This window comes from Mycolicibacterium sp. XJ870 (genome assembly GCF_053483975.1).
The window spans coordinates 448,318-466,868 of the sequence record NZ_JBEFTI010000001.1 but is presented as its reverse complement, the minus strand read 5'-3'; the positions used below and the strand labels follow the sequence as shown (position 1 = coordinate 466,868).

The following is an 18,551-nucleotide window of genomic DNA, read 5'->3' as shown; positions in this document are numbered from 1 at the left end:
TTTAGGCTGACCATCGATGCTTACGAGACTCCTGAGCCGGTCAATCGCAGTAGCCGTGGTGGGTACTCTGGTGTTGTTGCTGAGCCCGCCTGCGGTGGGAGCGCCGGGCGACGGCCTGGCGAATGCCCCGACACTGTCGCTGCGCGATCTGGGTTCCGACCCCGACATCGAGCTCTACGGGGACTCGGGCGTCCAGACGGTGAACATCCCGGTGCTGCCGGGCACGACACCCACGGTGCTGAACATGACGGCACTTGTGCCGGTGTTCGTCCGAACAGCGACACTCACGGTGCTGCAGGACGACCGGGTCATCGCGCGGCTCGACGTGCCTACAGACGGACCGGTGCCATTGACGATCCCGCTGCCCGGGGTGCGCGTGGTCGACAATTCGGTGACGCTGATGCTGCGGTCGTTCCTGCGACCGCTGGAGGGGTACTGCCTGGACCCGAACAATCCCATGCGTCTGACCGATATGACAGTGGGCTATGAAGGCGCGGAATCGGCCCCCACCGCGGTAGCGGACTTCCTGCCCCCGATCCTGCGCAGACTCACCATCTACGTCGCGCCGCAGGTTTCGCAGGGAGTGGCCGACGCGGCTGTTCAGCTCGCAGCGTCAGTTGCCGCCCACTACGGCCCGCAGTATCCGGAAATCACGTTGGCCCGCCTCAACCCTGCGTCAGAGGCCCCACCCGGAACCGGACGCGCGTTCGAACGTCAAATAGTGATCGCCGAAGGGGGCAAAGCTGGGGTTTCGCTGCAACCCAACGAGAGCGGCATGCCGTCGCTCTTGGTCTCAGGCCCAGCCGCGGACCTGACCAATCAGGCTCGCCTGATCACCAGTGGAGTGGCACGGTACGCGTTGAGCTCGTCGGCGGTTGCCGGGCCGCTGCGGCCGGCTCCGCAGTTGACCAAAAACCTGACCACCATCCGCGAACTCGGTCAGCCCGGCGTCAATTCGTCGGCTGTCAGCCCCGAGGTCTACATCGCGCTTGATCAGACGCGGCTGGGCCGCTCCTCGCACAACGTGCGGGTACATCTACGGGGTTCGTACACCCCTCTGCCGGCGGCCATGGGCGGTCGTCTCGTCGCCTCGATCGGAGCGGAGACGATCGACCGATGGGAGGTCACGAACGAAGGCATGATCGACCGGTGGGTCGACATACCCGACCGGCTCCTGGAGCGGTTCACTAATCTCCGGGTCAAGCTCGAAATCGCCGGTAATACCGGTTACTGCGGCGAATTTCAGCCGCTCACCCTGACGATCGACGGCGAGACCGAGGTGGCGAGCGAGCCCGCGTCGCCCCCGGTCCCGCTCGGCTTTCAGTCGCTGCCTCAAGCGTTGATGCCGCGGCTCCAGATCGGCATCAATCCTGACTCGTCGGACGACACCGCTCGCGCTGTATCGATCATCGCGGGACTGCAACGGCTCAGCGCTCTGCCACTGGATACCGTGGTCGTACCCCTGCAGGAGGCGATCGAATCGCCGAATCCGGCCGTGCTGATCGATGCGAACGACTGGAACCATCCGGAGATCACGTTGCCGGTGGTGGCCCCACACGTCATTCCGATGACGATCGATGTCACAGACGACAGCGGTCAGTCCACCACGCTGACACTCGACCCGGCATTCCGATTCGGTTCGCTCCAAACGGTTCTCGACGGTAAGCGCACTGTGTTGGTGGCCACGTCGAACCGTGCGCCCGATCAACTCGATGAGCTGCTGCGCTGGCTCCACGTCAACCGGCAACGGCCGGCGAACCTCGACGGTGTTGCGCTGATATCGGTGCCCGGTCGGGCTCCGGTGACAGTGCTCAGCGGTCAAAACACCCCGCCGTCACCGCAAGGGGGCGCGGCGCCAACCCTGGCACCCTGGGTGTTCGCCGGTGGTGTTCTGGTGTTGCTGCTGGCAGCAACCGCCTGGTGGTTGTGGCTCCGCAGGCGTCGCAATCCGGAGGGCTGAGATGTCGGCCCCCACCCAGTCGCCCCCACCCGCTGCGGTGAAACACCGCACTTGGTCGGATTCACAGAAGAAGATCGCCAAGGCCGCCATGCGGTGGGCCTTCATCGTGGCCGTGGGCCTGATTGCCTTCCACCGCACTTTGTACAGCCTGATCGAAACCACTGCCCACGGTGGACTCAACGGCTACATCTGGATGGTGGCCGCGGCGTCCGTGCTGGCTGCTGCGGGGGTGGCAATACGTAACCGTACCGAGTTGCCCATCCACGACCGTCAGACCGACATCATCGTCGCGATCATGGGGCTGGTACTGGCGCTCCTGCTGCACGCGGTGCTGCTGCAGCGGTATGCGCTGTACTTCGATCTGCTGAGGCTCGATCTGGTGGCGTGGTGGATGTTCATGCTCAGCGCGAGCATCGCGCTGTTCGGGCTTCGGCCGGTCACGCGGTTCGCCTGGCCGTGGTTGCTGTTGCTCGCGGTCTTCCCGTTGCCATACCACGTGCTCGTGCTCGCGCTCGGTGGTTCGCACGTCGCGGCGGGAATGGGCACGCTGCTCGTCGCCGCCGTCGGCACCGCAATCGCGGTCGGCTGGAACTGGGGCCGCGGGGTCATTGGTGCGTTGGTGTCGTGGGCCGGGGGTCTGGCCATGCTCGGATTCTTTGCGGTGTTTCTTACCGACGCACCGCTGCTGGCCTTTCAGTTGATCCCAGCTTTTACGGCAATAACCGTGGCCGCGGGTGCCATGTTCTTTCTGAGTCGGTGGCGCAGGCCCTTTCGCGTTATGGACCGCGATATCCAGCCGCTGGCGTCCAGACAGGTCTGGTCGGCCGTGCCGCTGGTTCTTGTGGTCGCTGTCGCCCTGTCATTCGTCCGACTCCCGGCCTCAGGCCTCCCCCCGCCGGTGCGCATCGACTCACTGCAGCTCAGTCCCACGCTGAACACACCCGCAGGCTGGCACATTGCCGAAACTCAGACCTACCCCTGGGTTGCTCGCATCTATGGCGAAGGCGCGCAGCTGGTGCGCCAAGAGATGGTTTCGAATGAGGGCGATCCTCGGTTCGACAAGTTCGCGCGTCCGCGCGCGGTTGTGGTCGATACGATCACCACCACGCGCGTGCCGTCACTCTCAACATTTCCTGCACGTATGGTGTACCGCGTCCACGGAGTTCGAATTTCGGATCCCCTGCAGGTGGACCTCGGACATGACGTCACCAGCACCTTTATCACGGCGGTCGATGACGAGATTCTCCTCACCTGGGATGCGATGGCGTGGGTCTGGACCAACGGCTCCGTCGAGCAGCGGGTGACAGTCTTGTCCGTGGACAACCACGACGACGACGCGCCTTTCCCGCAGCCGACTGGAGGAATAGTTCGCACGTTGAATTCGTTGTTCACCATCCTGTTTCGCGGTAATTCCGCGACAGCCGACGTAGATCCCGTCATCAAGGATGAGGTCCTGCTCAGCGAGTTCGGCCGGGCCCTGGTGAGCGCCCAAGTCGAGCCCCCCGAGGCCGCGCGATGACGACGTTCGGGACCACACGTACCCCGCTGGACATGGACAATCCGGAGCATCGGGAATACGCGTTGCACCGGGCCATCGACGGGCTGCGCGAAGAACATCCGACCGAGTCCGCCGCTGTCCCGTTGTGGGGCTGGCAGCGGCCGGTGCTCTGGGCACTGTTGCTGATCACGATCGGTTGTGCGATCTGGCACCCGACGGGTACCGCCGTCGCACTGATGGGTCTGTGCACGCTCGGCTACGTAATGACCATGCTCGACAGGGTGTTGATGTTCAAGGAGGGACTGGCGTCGCGACCGATCACGATCACCGATGAGCAGGCCCGCGCGATCCCAGATGCCGAACTGCCCCGATACACCGTGCTCGTACCGGCTTACAACGAACCCGAAGTCGTCGCCGATCTGATCGGCGCCATGGCGGCGATGGAGTACCCGAGGGACAAGTTGCAAGTGCTTCTGCTGCTCGAGGCCGACGACGACGTCACGATCAACGCCGCGAAGGGATGCGCCGAGTCGGACCTCATCACGATCGTTCTGGTGCCGCCGGCGGACCCGCGCACCAAGCCGAAAGCGTGCAATTACGGTCTGCATTTCGCCACGGGCGACATCGTCACGATCTACGACGCCGAGGATCTCCCCGACCCCCTGCAACTGCGTCGCGTGGTGGGCGCCTTTCGCCGGCTTCCCGACAACATCGCATGCGTGCAGGCGAAACTGGCGTATCACAACGGTCATCAGAACCTCCTCACCGGATGGTTCACCGCCGAGTACGCGCTGTGGTTCGGCTATCTGCTGCCGGGAATGATGAACAGCTCATCGCCGATTCCCTTGGGCGGCACGTCCAATCACCTCCGACACGATGTGCTCGACACGATCGGCAGCTGGGATCCGTTCAATGTCACCGAGGACGCCGACCTCGGCCTGCGCATCTCCGCATCCGGATTTCACACCGCGGTGGTCGATTCGACGACGTTGGAGGAAGCCAACAGCGATCCGATCAACTGGGTTCGGCAGCGGTCCCGGTGGTACAAGGGCTATCTGCAAACCTGGCTGGTGCACATCCGTCGACCGATCAGGTTGCTGCGCACCTTGGGTTTCCGCAGTTTCATGCGGTTCAATCTGGTACTCGCCGGGACTCCGATCATCGCGGTGCTCAACCTGATGTTCTGGTTCATCACGGTGTTGTGGTTCCTGGGGCAGCCCGCGGCTGTGGGCGCGATATTCCCCTGGTATGTCTACTTTCCCGCGCTCGTTTGTCTCATTCTCGGCAACGTCGCGACCCTGTACATGAACCTCATCACCTTGCGCGAGGACGACCGCTCCGATCTTCTGGTGGCGGCGCTGACCGTACCGGCGTTCTGGGTGATGATGAGCGTCGCGGCGATCAAGGGCGTCTATCAGCTCATCCGCAATCCGTCTTACTGGGAGAAGACGTTCCACGGTTTGTCAGAGCGTCCGGCCGAAGAACCCGCGTCCGAGTCGGCTGACCTCGCCACCGCCAAATGAACGGCTGGCTGACCGACCGTCGGTGTAAGCAAGTAGCTTTCACCGCAAGCTTTTTGGTCTACGCTGCGGCAGGCTACTGGTTGCAGGTGCGGCACGGATTCATCATCGGTGATGCGCTGTCCCGGGTGCAGGCCGCCGAGGCCGTGATCGACAGTCGTCAGCCGCATCTGGCCGCCATCGGCTTCATCTTCACCCCGCTGACCGCGATGGTCGACATTCCCGGCATTTTCTTCCGCGAGCTGTGGCCGGACCTCGTGACGTACGGTTTCGTCGCGTCGATCGCCTCGGCACTGTTCATGGCGGGCGCCGTCGTTCAGGTGCTGTCGATCGGGACCGACCGCGGATTGCCCAGGCCGTACGCCGTCGCCATCACCGCACTTTTCGCGCTCAATCCCATGATCATCTTTTACGGCTCCAACGGAATGAGTGAAGCGCCCTTCATCTTCTTTCTCGTCTGGACGGTGCGCCGGTTGATCCTGTGGATGGTCGACGACGATGTGCACCACCTCGTCGCGGCCGGGTTCATCGCGCTGAGCCTGGCGTACCTGGTGCGCTACGACTCGGTCGGCGCGATCGCGTCAGTCGGCTTCGTGGTTGCCCTCACCACCTATCTCCGTGCCCCCCGCCCTCCGCGAATACGCCGTGCACTTCTTGACCTCATGCTGGTCAGCGGTCCCGGATTCATAGCATTCGTCGGATGGGCCATCGCAAGTTGGCTGATCACGGGCAACGCGTTCGCCCAGTTCTCCTCGCAATACGGCAACGCGGCGATCTTCCTCCAGTCGGGTGGTACCGGGCCCGCGAGCTTCGGCACCGGCGTCCAGTACGCAGTCATCTGCATGTCGTTGTTGGCGCCGACACTGATCCCGATCGCGATATGGGCGGGCTACATGCGGTGGCAACGGCCCAATTGGGCCGTGCTGGTCGTCCCCATCGTGGTGTTCGGCGGGGTGCTGGCGTTCCAGACGTACAGCTACGCCACCGGCCAGACGTTCGGATTCCTGCGGTACTACATCGTCGCCATCCCTTTCGCCGCGTGCCTGGCGATGCTGGCCGTACCCGATGGTGCGCTCGCCGTGCCGAAACGTCGCGGCAAGTATGCCGTGCCCCCTGCCGCCGAACCATCAACGCGACCGGCGCGCTACGCATACGTCGGTTTGGCGTGCGTGTTCGCGATCTGCCTGCCGGTCGCCGGCTGGGGGATGAGCCTGCAACGGTATGCGCCACAGGAGTACTCGCTGGCCGCAGTGCTGAACCCCGACCCTCACGACGTGAGCCCGAAGGCCTCCGCGGAACGCCGGATCGCAGCGACATTCTCTACCGAACGCGAGATCGCAAAGCATCTCGACGGTCTGAACCTGCCCGAGGGGTCGGTGATCACCGACACCGTATACGGATTCGCCGTCATCGTCGCGGCGCGTAACCCGAAGACGTTCGTCATCCCGTCGGACGACGACTTCGTCAAAGTGCTCAACGACCCGTCGGCATTCGGGGTCAAATACCTGCTCGCCGTACCCAATACCGGACGCGGCGTATCCGATGCCCTCAACCTGCGGTATCCGACCCTGTACGAGACCGGCGCCGACGTCGCGACTTTGGAACTCGAGATACCGAATGACGGTGACAATCAACCGACTTGGCGGCTCTACCGAGTCAATGAGGCCGTTCCGGAAGCGTGACGTCGGCATTCAACATTTGCCGGGTACCGGGGGCTGTGGCGATACCGATGATGCCGGCGGCGATCAGAGCACCTGACAGCACGACAGCGGTCAGCAGTCCGGCGTCACGCGGGAAGGTCTCGAACGCGAAGAGGGCGAACGTCAGGCTGGCGACCGGGTTGGTCACGCTCATCGCGGCCACGGCGGGCGGCAGACTGCCGGTGGCGAATGCGAGCTGGCCCAGGACCACACCGCCCAGCACAGATACCGGTACGGCGTACAGCGGCCAGTCCTGCACCGTGGCCTGCAGCCCGCCTGCCGCGTAATCGCGCAGAGCCAATTTCATGAAACCGGCGCTCATCGCCTGAAATAACCCGGTGCCAACCCCGAGGAGCATGCTGGCGAGCCACGCCTGCGACGCCCTGCCTGCAGCCACGAGCACGGCGATCACGACGACGACCACAACCACGGTCAACAGAATTCGCCCCCGGTCAGGTTGCCCGTGCAGCACTATCCGGCCCTCGGTCGCCAGCAGCCAGGCCAATCCCGCGCATACCGCAAGCGCGGACAGGCAGTCGCGCAGCGGCGGCCATTCACGTTGCCGGACCGAGCCCATGGCGACCACAAAGAGCAGTTGAGTCGAGATCAGCGGCTGCACCGTCGCGACGGATCCTTTTGCCAGCGCCGCAGCCTGGAGAGCGAAAGCACCGAAGTTGGCGGCCACGCCCGTCAACCATGTTCGGTTTCCCGGCAGCCCACTCAACAGCCTTTTGGCGCCTGACGAATCCTGCAGCGGCGCACCGGCTCCGGCCATCACCTCGTGCGCACCGCGCCGCTGAAGGTGCGCCGCGAGCGCGAAGAGAAACGCCGCGGCCAGAGCCAGAACGATCATGACGATCAGCGCAGACATCCTGACCAGACTATGACGCCGAGGCCATTGGCCGTCAACGGTTCTGCAGACGCAACAACTCGGCGATCAGCACCCGGGTGTCCGGTACGAACGGCCAACTCGGGTCTGCGAGCCGGTCTGCGAGTTCATCGTCGGTCCACCACCATCCGTCGGCGATCTCGTCCTGCTGGTGCCGCATCGGCCCGTCGTAGCGCACCTCATAAGCGAACAGATGGCAGCGCATGGGCTTTCCGGCCCACTGCCCGTTCCATGCCGCGGACGCCACCGCAACGGGACTCAGCCCGGTGATGCCGAGTTCCTCGGCCAGTTCGCGGGTGGCCGCCTGCAGCGGCGTTTCACCGGGATCCACCACCCCCCCGGCCAGACAGTCATGCATGCCCGCGAATACCGCCTTGGTGTCGGCACGGCGGTGCACATAGATCCGTCGGCCGTCGGTCGAGCGCACCAACACCCCGGCACTCGCGTGCCACAAACCGTCTGCATACACCCGCGGACGCGGAGCCGTACCAACCACATTGCCCTGTGCGTCGTACACCGCGACGGTTTCGTCCATCAGCACATCATGCCCAGCAGACGCAAAAGCACCCGAAACCTTGCAGTTTCGGGTGCTTTCGTGTCTGCTCGCGCGGAGGAATCGAGCCTCTACTTGGCTTTCTCCAGAACCTCGACCAGCCGCCACCGCTTGGTGGCCGACAGCGGTCGGGTCTCCATCAGCGAGACGCGGTCGCCGATACCGGCATCGCCGTTCTCGTCGTGCGCCTTGACCTTCGTGGTGGTCCGGATGATCTTGCCGTAGAGCGGGTGGCTCTTACGCGATTCCAGCTCGACCACGATGGTCTTCTGCATCTTGTCGCTCACCACGTAGCCGATGGCGGTCTTACGACGGCCGCGCGTCTGCTCGGTGGCCGGGGTGTACTTGGGCCCCTTTGTCTCTGCCATTACGAATCCTCACCTACAGGCCCGGATGCCAGGCCCAACTCACGTTCACGCAGCACGGTGTAGACCCGTGCAATCTCCTGGCGCACAATGCGCAGCCGACGATTGTTGGACATCTGGCCGGTCGCCATCTGGAAGCGCAGGTTGAACAGCTCTTCCTTGGACTCGCGCAGCTTGTCCGTCAACTCATCGTCGGTCAGTTCGCGCAGTTCACCAGGCGAAGTTCCCACTGCCATCAGAACTGCTCCTCTCTGGTCACGATGCGTGCCTTGATCGGCAACTTGTGGATCGCGCGGGTCAGTGCGTCCCGGGCAATCTTCTCGTCGGGGTAGCTCAGCTCGAACAGCACGCGTCCGGGCTTCACGTTGGCAACCCACCACTCCGGCGAGCCCTTACCGGAACCCATGCGGGTCTCGGCGGGCTTCTTGGTCAGCGGACGGTCCGGGAAGATGTTGATCCACACCTTGCCGCCACGCTTGATGTGCCGGTTGATGGCGATACGAGCGGACTCGATCTGCCGGTTGGTGATGTAGGCGTGCTCCAGTGCCTGGATGCCATAGTCACCGAAGCTCACCGCGGTGCCACCACTGGCGATGCCGCGCTGGCGCGGGTGATGCTGCTTGCGGTGCTTGACCTTGCGGGGAATCAGCATGATTTAGCTCTCCGTGCTCTCGGTAGCGCCGGCTGCTGCTTCGGTCCCACCGGTCGCCTCGGCGATCGCAGGCGCTGCGGGTGCCTCTTCAGTCGCAGCACGGCCTGCTTCGGTGCTCGTCGCGGTGGTACCCGACGCACCGCTACGGCGCGGTCGGGTGCCCGACGGACGCTCACGACGCGGCCGGTCAGCGGCAGGCGCGGCGGCAGCGGCGAGCTCACGCTTGCCACCGACGATGTCGCCCTTGTAGATCCACACCTTCACGCCGATACGGCCGAAGGTGGTCTTGGCCTCGTACAGGCCGTAGTCGATATCGGCCCGCAGCGTGTGCAGCGGAACCCGACCCTCGCGGTAGAACTCCGAGCGGCTCATCTCGGCACCGCCGAGGCGGCCCGAGCACTGCACCCGGATGCCCTTCACGTTGGGCTGACGCATTGCCGACTGGATCGCCTTGCGCATGGCGCGACGGAACGCGACACGGTTGGACAGCTGCTCGGCAACACCCTGGGCGACCAACTGCGCCCGCGACTCGGGGTTCTTCACCTCGAGGATGTTGAGCTGCACCTGCTTCTTGGTCAGCTTCTCCAGGTCGGTGCGGATACGGTCGGCCTCGGTGCCGCGGCGGCCGATGACGATGCCGGGACGCGCGGTGTGGATGTCAACGCGGACCCGGTCACGGGTGCGCTCGATCTCCACATCGGCGATGCCGGCCCGCTCCAGGCCGGTGGCCAGCAGGCGACGAATCGCGACGTCTTCCTTGACGTAGTCCTTGTACTGCTTGTCGGCGTACCACCGGGACTTCCAGTCGGTGGTGATGCCGAGCCGGAAACCGTGGGGGTTGATCTTCTGGCCCACTACTGCGAGCCTCCCTTCGCTTCTTCAGAAGCTGCTGTCTCGGTGGTCTTCTTGGTCGACTTCGCAGCTGCTGCCTTGCTGCCCTGCGCACGACGCGACCGCGCGGAGGTCGCGGACGAAGCCGAAGCCTTGTCCCCGCCCTTCTGCTTGGGCGGACGGCTCTCGACGATCACGGTGATGTGGCTGGTGCGCTTGCGAATCCGGAACGCCCGCCCCTGGGCGCGCGGACGGATGCGCTTGGCGGTCGGGCCCTCGTCGGCGTGAATCGTGGCCACCACGAGGGTGGCGGGATCCAGGCCGTCGTTGTTCTGCGCGTTGGCGGCAGCGCTGGCGATCACCTTGGCGACCGGCTCGCTGGCGGCCTGAGGCGCCCACCGCAGGATGTCGAGGGCATCCTCGACGCTCTTGCCGCGGACCAGGTCGATGACACGACGGGCCTTGCTGGCCGAGACGCGCACGAAGCGCGCCTTCGCCAGCGCAGAAGGATAAGTGGATGGATTCGTTGTTGTACTGGTCATCGCCGCTTGCTCTTCCGGTCGTCCTTGATATGACCCTTGAAGGTGCGCGTCGGAGCGAACTCGCCGAGCTTGTGCCCGACCATCGCCTCGGTCACGAACACCGGGACATGCTTGCGGCCGTCATGCACCGCAAAGGTGTGCCCGATGAAGTCCGGGATGATGGTCGACCGACGCGACCAGGTCTTGATGACCTGCTTGGTGTTCTTCTCGTTCTGGACGTCGACCTTCTTGAGAACATGGTCGTCGACGAACGGACCCTTTTTCAGGCTGCGTGGCATCGCTATCTAACTCCTAGCGCTTCTTGCCGGTGCGCCGGCGACGGACGATGAGCTTGTCGCTCGGCTTGTTGGGCTTGCGGGTGCGGCCCTCGGGCTTGCCCCACGGGCTCACCGGGTGACGACCACCAGAGGTCTTGCCTTCACCACCACCGTGCGGGTGGTCGACCGGGTTCATCACGACACCACGAACGGTGGGGCGCTTGCCCTTCCACCGCATACGGCCGGCTTTACCCCAGTTGATGTTGGCCTGCTCGGCGTTGCCGACCTCGCCGACGGTGGCGCGGCAGCGCACGTCGACGCGACGGATCTCACCCGAGGGCATACGCAGCGAGGCGTAAGTGCCCTCCTTACCCAGCAGCTGGATGCTGACGCCGGCCGAGCGGGCCAGCTTGGCACCACCGCCGGGCCGCAGCTCCACAGCGTGGATCACGGTGCCGGCCGGGATGTTGCGCAGCGGCAGATTGTTGCCGGGCTTGATGTCGGCGTTGGCGCCCTGCTCGATGACGTCGCCCTGCTTGAGGCCCTGCGGCGCGATGATGTAGCGCTTCTCGCCGTCCAGGAAGTGCAGCAGTGCGATGTTCGCAGTGCGGTTCGGGTCGTACTCGATGTGCGCGACCTTGGCGTTGACGCCGTCCTTGTCGTGGCGACGGAAGTCGATGACGCGGTAAGCGCGCTTGTGGCCACCGCCCTTGTGCCGGGTGGTGATCCGGCCGTGTGCGTTACGGCCGCCCTTGCCGTGCAGCGGACGAACCAGCGACTTCTCCGGAGTCGAACGAGTGATCTCGGCGAAATCGGAGACGCTGGCACCGCGACGACCGGGGGTCGTCGGCTTGTACTTGCGAATTCCCATGATTCTCTAGGTCTCTCTGCCGGCTAGGCCGGCGCTCCGAACAGGTCGATGGGCTTGCTGCCTTCGGCCAGCGTGACGATGGCGCGCTTGGTGCTCTTGCGCGTACCGAAACCGCTGCGGGTCCGCTTGCGCTTGCCCTGACGGTTCATGGTGTTCACCGAGTCGACCTTGACCTTGAAGATCTTCTCGATCGCGATCTTGATCTGGGTCTTGTTCGAATCGGGGTGCACCACGAACGTGTACACATTGTCCTCGATCAGCCCGTACGACTTCTCCGAGATGACCGGGGCCAGGATGATGTCGCGGGGGTCGGTCACGGTCGCCATCAGGCCGACACCTCCTCTTTGGTATTCGCGGTGTTGGCCGCGATGTAGGCGTTCAATGCCTCGACCGAGAACACCACGTCGTCGGCGTTGAGCACGTCGTAGGTGTTCAGCTGATCCGGCGAGATCACATGCACGCCAGGCAGATTGCGCACGCTCTTGGCGCTGACCTCGTCGGTGCGGGCCATGACCAGAAGAACCTTCTTGTTCTCGGTCACGGTGGCCAGGAACGACTTGGCGCTCTTGGTCGACGGGGTCTGGCCCTCGACCAGTTCGGTGATCGCGTGGATCCGCTCGTTGCGAGCACGGTCCGAGAGCGCCCCGCGCAGCGCGGCGCGGATCATCTTCTTCGGTGTGCGCTCGCTGTAGTCGCGCGGCTGCGGGCCGTGGACGACGCCACCACCGGTGAACTGCGGCGCGCGGGTCGAGCCCTGGCGCGCGCGGCCGGTGCCCTTCTGCCGGTACGGCTTCTTGCCGCCGCCGGAGACCTGGGCGCGGGTCTTGGTCGCATGCGTGCCCTGGCGCTTGGCGGCCAGCTGTGCGGTGACGACCTGGTGCATCAACGCGATGTTGGGTTCGACGTCGAACAGCTCGGCGGGCAGCTCGATGGAGCCGTCCTTCTTGCCGCCTGGCGTCTTCACATCAACTTTGAGTGTCATTACTTCTCGCCTCGCTTGATTGCGCTGCGGACAACTACCAGTCCACCGTTACGTCCGGGGATGGCGCCCTTGATCAACAGCACGCCGTTCTCTGCGTCGACCTTGTGCACCTTCAGGTTCTGCGTGGTCACCTTGTCGTGGCCCATGCGGCCCGACATCCGGGTGCCCTTGAAGACACGGCCCGGGGTGGCGCACCCACCGATGGAGCCGGGACGACGGTGCACGGCCTGCGCACCGTGGGAGGCGCCCTGGCCCTTGAAACCGTGACGCTTCATGGTGCCGGCGAAGCCCTTGCCCTTGCTGGTGCCGGTCACGTCGACGTAGGCGCCGTCGGCGAAGATCTCCGCCGTCAGCTCCTGGCCGACCTCGTACTCGGCGGCCCCGGCCTCGTCATCGAGCCGAAGCTCGGCGAGGTGCCGACGCGGGTTGATGCCCGCGGCGGCGTACTGGCCCGTGACGGGCTTGTTCACCTTGCGCGGGCTGATCTCGCCGTAGGCGAGCTGCACGGCGCTGTAGCCGTCGCGCTCAGGGGTGCGGATACGGGTCACCACGTTGGGGCCGGCCTTGACGACCGTCACCGGGACGACTTTGTTGTTCTCGTCGAACACCTGCGTCATGCCCAGTTTGGTGCCCAAAATGCCTTTTGTAGCCATGTTTTGGGTATCTCCTACTGGATGTTGACGTCGACACTGGCCGGCAGATCGATGCGCATGAGAGCGTCAACGGTCTTGGGCGTCGGGTCGAGGATGTCGATCAGCCGCTTGTGCGTACGCATCTCGAAGTGCTCCCGCGAATCCTTGTACTTGTGCGGGGACCGGATAACGCAATACACGTTCTTCTCGGTCGGCAGCGGCACGGGGCCCACCACACTGGCACCGGTACGGGTGACCGTCTCGACGATCTTGCGCGCCGAGGCATCAATGGCCTCATGGTCGTAGGCCTTGAGCCTGATGCGGATCTTCTGTCCCGCCACGCTTCTCCTACCTCGCTCCTGCTTCGTACATCGGCCGGCCGTGCACAGATTCCCATTGGGAACCCATTCGGGCCTGGTGCCCCGGCGCGGTCGCGCCGAGTATTGCCGCCGCTGTTTACCTGTCTGTGGTCCACCGGTCCCCGCGGTCGGGCGTGTCGCCCTCACGCACACTCGCCCGCGTCGAAAATCCGTCACGTTCGGTGTTGGGACCGGATGCGCCCGTGAGGGCGCCGATCGGATGCCCGGCCAGGTCAAAAACCCGGCGCAAGGCAACCCGAATAGTATGCCCTAGATCTGGGCGTCCTCCAAATCCCAGAATGAGTAGCTTCCGGCAGGGCCGGAGGCGGCCGTTGGCCAAGCCGCGTACTCACCGAGATTCACTCCGCGGACCAGGTTACGGCCAGATCGGTCCCTGGTGTGCATTTCGGCGCATTGGAGTGGATCGGCGCCGAGCCAATCCGAGCCGACACCGACCTTACTCCCGAGTAAGGTCGGCACGGTGACACAGCCGACCTCCACATACCGCGCCTGGCAGCAACTGTCCGCCAAGCCCCTGGGCACGCGCATCTTCTCTGCCGCGGCGATGGCGCGAGTGCCCTACTTCGCGTCGATCCTGCCGCACGTGGTCCGCATGGAGCCCGGCCTCGCCGAGGTGAAGATGCCGAAGTGGTTCTTCGTCTACAACCACCTGCACACCGTGCATGCGATCGCATCGTGCAATGCCGCGGAGATGGCGATGGGGATGTTGATGGAGGCCACGGTGCCGACGACCCACCGGTGGATCCCCAAGGCGATGAACGTCGCCTACCTCGCCAAGGCCACCACGTCGCTGCGCGCGACGGCCCTGCTCGACCCGCCCGACTTCAGCGCGATTGTGGAAGGCGTCGACATCGTGATCCCGGTCAGCATCACCGACCGCCACGGTGTCGAAGTCGTGCACGCCGACATCACCACCTGGGTCACGCCCTACTCCAGGTAGGTGCCGTGCCCCTCGCGCACCAAGTCGCCATCGAAGAGCAACACCTCGTTCACGAGTCCGCCGCGCTGATTGCGGTAGTTGATCACCAGGGCGGACTCGCCCCGGTAGACGTCGACGACCTCGAAGTGCAGATCGGGCATCCCCGCGAGCGCGGTGATCCAGTAATGGCGCAGCGCGTCCTTTCCACGCACCAACCCGCCCGTGTCTGGAAGCACGCGGGCCGCCACGGGTGAGCTGAACACCACGTCGTCGTGAAAGTGCGCGAGCACCGCGTCGACATCGTGGGCGTTCCAGGCCCGGACCCATTCCTCGGCGAAAGCCTGCGGCTCCGGAGTCGACATCAGCTCACTTCTCCTTCAATGCGTCCCAGAACGGGCACTGGTGCTCCTGCTCGAACCCATCCATCATGCGACTGCCGTCCGGGCGCAGTGACATCCGCTCCCCCGCACCGTCGAGTGCGGGCCATGCCGGTTGATCGTGCGCAGCCGGGTTACCCGAGCGGACGAACTCGCTCCAGTACCTGATCATCTGGTCCGACAGCGTCTGCTGTGCCGGGTTCAACGGCGGTGCACCGCCGACGTCGAACAGGTAACGCAACTCGAGCGAGTGACTCGCGCCGACCGGAAAGGGAAGTGTCCGCATGGCTTCCGGAGCCGGCGCGCCGCGGTCGTTGAACTCGTAGGCATAGACGGCACCGGTGCGCGTCAACCCGTCAGCCATGCGTTCGCTCACACACGAGAACTCGTCGTCGGTGACGGCAGCCGAATATGCTTGCGCCACACCGCCGTAGCGGTCAGTGGGATAGTGAACCCCGACGGCACCGGCGTCGGGCCCGAACGTCTCGGCCAGCAGCCCGGGATACTCGTCCGCGGTGAACCGCAGCCCCTCCCGCAGGTACCGCAGTGCCGCAAAGAGGGTGAACTCGTCGTGGTTGGTGCCGATCAGGACGGGAACCCGTGCCGCGTGCCCGGATCTGAACCCGTCCAGTGGCGAAACGGGAAGCGCCGCAGTACCAGTCACCGGACCGGTCAGCTCGTCGCTGCCGATATTGTAGTACCACACGGGTTTTCGCAGTTCGTCCACCGGCAATTCCCGCAGGCACGCCGCGGCGGTCGCCGGATCGGCGCATCCGGCCGCGGCCGCGTAGTCGAGGCTGCGGCGCGTCGCCACCGCGAGGTCGGCCTGCGCCCGGCACGGCGCGCTCATCAAGATGGCCGCTTGGAACAAGCCGGCCGAATCCGGCGCGACCAGGTGATCGCACACCGACATCCCGCCGGCGGATTCGCCTGCCACGGTGACCTTTTCCGGATCGCCACCGAAATCGGCGATGTTGTCGCGCACCCACCGCAGGGCCGCCTGTTGATCGGCCAGTCCGTAGTTGCCGACGTCGCCGCCCGGCCCGAGGGCCGGGTGGGCGAGGAATCCGAGGGTGCCCAGCCGATAGTTGACGGTGACGACGATGATGTCGCCGCGCGAAGCCAGCCACCGGGAATCGTAGACACCGCTGGAGCCGTTGACGAAAGCGCCGCCGTGGATCCACACCATCACCGGGCGCCGCTCCCCGGAGACGGGCGGCGTCCACACATTGAGTGTCAGACAGTCCTCGTCGGTGTTATGGCCGCGTTCGGGATCGGCGGCCGGATCCTGGATGCACCGCGGGCCGGGACGGGTCGCGTCTCGTTCTCCGGACCATCCGGTGGCCGGTGCCGGAGCCGAGAACCGCAGCTGACCGACCGGCGGTGCAGCATAAGGAATTCCGGCAAAAAGCCGGTGATCGGCCGCGACGATTCCGCGTAGCGTCCCGGATGCAGTGTGAACCAGCGCAGGGTCGCCACCCACCGGCAGCGGCTCAGCCTGGCCGCCGCTGCGGGTACACCCACCGATCGTCACCGCGAGTACTGCCAGCAACGCGATCACCCAACGCCCCGGCCGCATGAACCATGAGCGTACTGGGGCTCATCATAGATTTGGCTTCCTTGAGTGGCGCCGCTCACATATGGTGATTCTTGACACCCGTCAAGTGAACAGCCCCACCTCAGGAGGAGTCGAATGAGTGCGCCGACGATGGATGATGCCGCCAAAGTCCTGGCCGACCCGTCGGCGTATGCCGACGAGGCGCGACTACACGCAGCGTTGACTCATCTACGCGCCAACAACCCGGTGGCGTGGGTCGACAACCCGCCGTACCGGCCGTTCTGGGCCATCACCAAACACGCCGACATCATGGCGATCGAGCGGGAGAACAATCTCTTCATCAGCGAACCGCGCCCGTTGCTGTCCACCGCGGCGGCCGACGACATGGCCAAGGAGCAGCTGGCGGCGGGCACGGGTTTGCGCACGCTGATCCACATGGATGATCCGCACCACCGCAAGGTCCGGGCCATCGGTGCGGATTGGTTCCGCCCCAAGGCAATGCGTGATCTCAAGGTCCGCGTCGACGAGCTCGCCAAGCGCTATGTCGACAAGATGCGCGACATCGGTCCGGAATGCGACTTCGTCACCGAGATCGCTGTCGACTTCCCGCTTTACGTGATCATGTCGCTTCTGGGTCTGCCCGAGGAGGACTACTCCCGGATGCACATGCTGACCCAGGAGATGTTCGGCGGGGACGACGAGGAGTACCAACGGGGCAAGTCCCTGGAGGACGGGCTTGCGGTGCTGCTGGATTTCTTCGCCTACTTCTCGAAGCTGACCGCGTCGCGGCGGGTGAACCCGACCGAGGACCTGGCATCGGCCATCGCCAATGGCCGCATCGACGGGGAGCCGCTCTCCGATGTCGACACCGCGTCGTACTACGTCATCGTCGCCAGCGCCGGCCACGACACCACCAAGGATGCGATCTCCGGCGGGCTGCATGCGCTCATCGAGAATCCCGGCGAGCTGGCCCGGTTGCGCGAGCAACCCGAGCTGATGGGCACCGCGGTCGAAGAGATGATCCGGTGGTCCACTCCGGTCAAGGAGTTCATGCGAACCGCGACCGCCGACACCACCGTGCGGGGTGTGCCGATCGCCAAGGGCGAAGCCGTCTACCTGGCTTACGTTTCCGGTAACCGCGACGAGGAGGTCTTCACCGACCCCTTCCGCTTCGACGTCGGACGCGACCCCAACAAGCATGTGGCATTCGGCTACGGTGTGCACTTCTGCCTGGGCGCGGCCCTGGCCCGGATGGAGATGAACAGTCTGATAACCGAACTGCTATCCCGCCTGGAATCCATCGAATTGGCCGGTACTCCAGAGCTTTCCGCTACGACGTTCGTCGGCGGACTCAAACACCTGCCGATTCGTTACTCGATTCGCTGACAGCCGGCGGCTCAGCCGCCGCCGCTTGGCGGTGGGTCGCCAGGAAGCCGTCAACCGCCGACCGCACGCACGCAGAGTAATCGAACTCCGGCAAGGTACTCAGCTTGCCGAGCACGATGGGGCCGAGCAGCAGCGCCGCGGCCTGCGTGCGGTCAACCTGCCCGAGTTCCGCGATCGCGTCCGGGCTGTCGAAGATGGCCTCGAACGGCAGCGCGTACTGCTCGGCGACCCGCTCCCGCAGCGTGCGGACCTCCTGACTCTCGGGGGCCCGCCATGGCAGTTGGTCCATATCGCCGCCGAGCGCCAACCACGACATCGCAGTGAGGGTGATCGGCGCCTCCGCGATCAACTCGGCCTGCGCCTGAACCAGCGCGATCAGCCGGTCGCGCAGCGAGCCGTCCTCGGGCGGTAACGGCGCCGCCGGAATAAGTGAGCGAAATGCGGCCGCCAACAAGTCATTTCCGCTGGGAAAATGCCGATACAGGGTGGCCCTGGCCACGTTGGCCGCTCGAGTCACCGCGTCGACGGTGACCGCGCTCGGTCCACCGGAACGCAGCAGCGACGTCGCCGCCTCCACCAGACGGGCCCGCGACCGGGCCGGCCGCGGGTCAGTACTCCCGGCGGTCATAACGCCTCCCACCTCCAGATAAAACAGACTTACAGTCTCGCTACAAGACTG

At 65.0% G+C, this 18,551-nt stretch carries 22 protein-coding genes; 6 read left to right on the top strand and 16 right to left on the bottom strand.

Annotated elements, in window-relative coordinates:
* Window positions 1-16 precede the first annotated feature (16 nt).
* From ABQF30_RS02310 to ABQF30_RS02295, 4 genes are all read left to right on the top strand, one after another.
* Window positions 17-1,960, top strand: coding sequence for a hypothetical protein (locus ABQF30_RS02310; protein WP_448460734.1), 1,944 nt, complete (start codon window positions 17-19; stop codon window positions 1,958-1,960).
* Window position 1,961: 1 nt separating this feature from the next.
* Complete coding sequence (locus ABQF30_RS02305; RefSeq protein WP_448460732.1) at window positions 1,962-3,479, top strand: hypothetical protein; 1,518 nt, start codon at window positions 1,962-1,964, stop codon at window positions 3,477-3,479.
* Window positions 3,476-4,981: a glycosyltransferase gene (locus ABQF30_RS02300; protein ID WP_448460730.1), complete on the top strand. Its 1,506-nt coding sequence runs from the start codon at window positions 3,476-3,478 to the stop codon at window positions 4,979-4,981. Before ABQF30_RS02305 ends, ABQF30_RS02300 begins: the two co-directional genes overlap by 4 nt.
* A gap of 86 nt (window positions 4,982-5,067) precedes the next feature.
* Window positions 5,068-6,660, top strand: a complete 1,593-nt coding sequence (locus ABQF30_RS02295; RefSeq protein ID WP_448460728.1) for a glycosyltransferase family protein — start codon at window positions 5,068-5,070, stop codon at window positions 6,658-6,660.
* Here the strand turns inward: ABQF30_RS02295 and ABQF30_RS02290 are convergent.
* From ABQF30_RS02290 to rpsJ, 13 genes are all read right to left on the bottom strand, one after another.
* Window positions 6,635-7,549 carry a DMT family transporter gene (locus tag ABQF30_RS02290; protein WP_448460726.1) on the bottom strand — a complete coding sequence of 305 codons (915 nt, stop codon included), beginning with the start codon at window positions 7,547-7,549 and terminating at the stop codon, window positions 6,635-6,637. The two genes, ABQF30_RS02295 and ABQF30_RS02290, sit on opposite strands and share 26 nt — an antisense overlap.
* A 34-nt stretch (window positions 7,550-7,583) precedes the next feature.
* Window positions 7,584-8,102 (bottom strand): NUDIX hydrolase, encoded by a 519-nt coding sequence (locus ABQF30_RS02285; RefSeq protein WP_448460724.1) that lies wholly within the window; start codon window positions 8,100-8,102, stop codon window positions 7,584-7,586.
* An 89-nt stretch (window positions 8,103-8,191) separates the two neighbouring features.
* Window positions 8,192-8,488: a 30S ribosomal protein S17 gene (gene rpsQ / locus ABQF30_RS02280; protein WP_448460722.1), complete on the bottom strand. Its 297-nt coding sequence runs from the start codon at window positions 8,486-8,488 to the stop codon at window positions 8,192-8,194.
* Window positions 8,488-8,721: a 50S ribosomal protein L29 gene (rpmC, locus tag ABQF30_RS02275; RefSeq protein WP_448460720.1), complete on the bottom strand. Its 234-nt coding sequence runs from the start codon at window positions 8,719-8,721 to the stop codon at window positions 8,488-8,490. Before rpmC ends, rpsQ begins: the two co-directional genes overlap by 1 nt.
* Complete coding sequence (gene rplP / locus ABQF30_RS02270) at window positions 8,721-9,137, bottom strand: 50S ribosomal protein L16 (protein ID WP_448460718.1); 417 nt, start codon at window positions 9,135-9,137, stop codon at window positions 8,721-8,723. The genes rpmC and rplP overlap by 1 nt, the downstream gene beginning before the upstream one ends.
* Before the next feature lie 3 nt (window positions 9,138-9,140).
* Window positions 9,141-9,992, bottom strand: coding sequence for a 30S ribosomal protein S3 (gene rpsC, locus ABQF30_RS02265; RefSeq protein WP_448460716.1), 852 nt, complete (start codon window positions 9,990-9,992; stop codon window positions 9,141-9,143).
* A complete protein-coding gene (rplV, locus tag ABQF30_RS02260) occupies window positions 9,992-10,510 on the bottom strand; it encodes a 50S ribosomal protein L22 (protein WP_448460714.1) in 519 nt (172 codons plus the stop codon). The genes rpsC and rplV overlap by 1 nt, the downstream gene beginning before the upstream one ends.
* Window positions 10,507-10,788 (bottom strand): 30S ribosomal protein S19, encoded by a 282-nt coding sequence (gene rpsS, locus ABQF30_RS02255; protein WP_448460712.1) that lies wholly within the window; start codon window positions 10,786-10,788, stop codon window positions 10,507-10,509. Before rpsS ends, rplV begins: the two co-directional genes overlap by 4 nt.
* 13 nt (window positions 10,789-10,801) lie before the next feature.
* Window positions 10,802-11,638 carry a 50S ribosomal protein L2 gene (gene rplB, locus ABQF30_RS02250; protein ID WP_448460710.1) on the bottom strand — a complete coding sequence of 279 codons (837 nt, stop codon included), beginning with the start codon at window positions 11,636-11,638 and terminating at the stop codon, window positions 10,802-10,804.
* Window positions 11,639-11,661: 23 nt separating this feature from the next.
* Complete coding sequence (gene rplW, locus ABQF30_RS02245; RefSeq protein ID WP_448460709.1) at window positions 11,662-11,964, bottom strand: 50S ribosomal protein L23; 303 nt, start codon at window positions 11,962-11,964, stop codon at window positions 11,662-11,664.
* On the bottom strand, window positions 11,964-12,620 hold the full coding sequence (gene rplD / locus ABQF30_RS02240; RefSeq protein ID WP_448460708.1) for a 50S ribosomal protein L4: 657 nt from the start codon (window positions 12,618-12,620) through the stop codon (window positions 11,964-11,966). The genes rplW and rplD overlap by 1 nt, the downstream gene beginning before the upstream one ends.
* The gene (gene rplC, locus ABQF30_RS02235; RefSeq protein ID WP_448460706.1) at window positions 12,620-13,273 is read right to left on the bottom strand and encodes a 50S ribosomal protein L3; all 654 of its coding nucleotides are present in this window, start codon (window positions 13,271-13,273) and stop codon (window positions 12,620-12,622) included. The genes rplD and rplC overlap by 1 nt, the downstream gene beginning before the upstream one ends.
* A gap of 14 nt (window positions 13,274-13,287) precedes the next feature.
* Window positions 13,288-13,593 carry a 30S ribosomal protein S10 gene (rpsJ, locus tag ABQF30_RS02230; protein WP_003883485.1) on the bottom strand — a complete coding sequence of 102 codons (306 nt, stop codon included), beginning with the start codon at window positions 13,591-13,593 and terminating at the stop codon, window positions 13,288-13,290.
* 499 nt (window positions 13,594-14,092) lie between these two features.
* Between rpsJ and ABQF30_RS02225 the strand changes: the two genes are divergently transcribed.
* On the top strand, window positions 14,093-14,572 hold the full coding sequence (locus tag ABQF30_RS02225) for a hotdog fold domain-containing protein (protein WP_448460704.1): 480 nt from the start codon (window positions 14,093-14,095) through the stop codon (window positions 14,570-14,572).
* Here ABQF30_RS02225 and ABQF30_RS02220 read toward each other — a convergent pair.
* Window positions 14,560-14,913, bottom strand: coding sequence for a YybH family protein (locus tag ABQF30_RS02220; protein WP_448460703.1), 354 nt, complete (start codon window positions 14,911-14,913; stop codon window positions 14,560-14,562). The genes ABQF30_RS02225 and ABQF30_RS02220 overlap by 13 nt on opposite strands.
* Window positions 14,914-14,917: 4 nt before the next feature.
* Window positions 14,918-16,507: a carboxylesterase/lipase family protein gene (locus ABQF30_RS02215; protein ID WP_448460701.1), complete on the bottom strand. Its 1,590-nt coding sequence runs from the start codon at window positions 16,505-16,507 to the stop codon at window positions 14,918-14,920.
* Window positions 16,508-16,621: 114 nt separating this feature from the next.
* Here ABQF30_RS02215 and ABQF30_RS02210 point away from each other — a divergent pair, with 114 nt between their 5' ends.
* Window positions 16,622-17,872, top strand: coding sequence for a cytochrome P450 (locus ABQF30_RS02210; RefSeq protein WP_448460699.1), 1,251 nt, complete (start codon window positions 16,622-16,624; stop codon window positions 17,870-17,872).
* Here the strand turns inward: ABQF30_RS02210 and ABQF30_RS02205 are convergent.
* Window positions 17,838-18,500 carry a TetR/AcrR family transcriptional regulator gene (locus ABQF30_RS02205; RefSeq protein WP_448460697.1) on the bottom strand — a complete coding sequence of 221 codons (663 nt, stop codon included), beginning with the start codon at window positions 18,498-18,500 and terminating at the stop codon, window positions 17,838-17,840. The two genes, ABQF30_RS02210 and ABQF30_RS02205, sit on opposite strands and share 35 nt — an antisense overlap.
* Window positions 18,501-18,551: the final 51 nt, after the last annotated feature.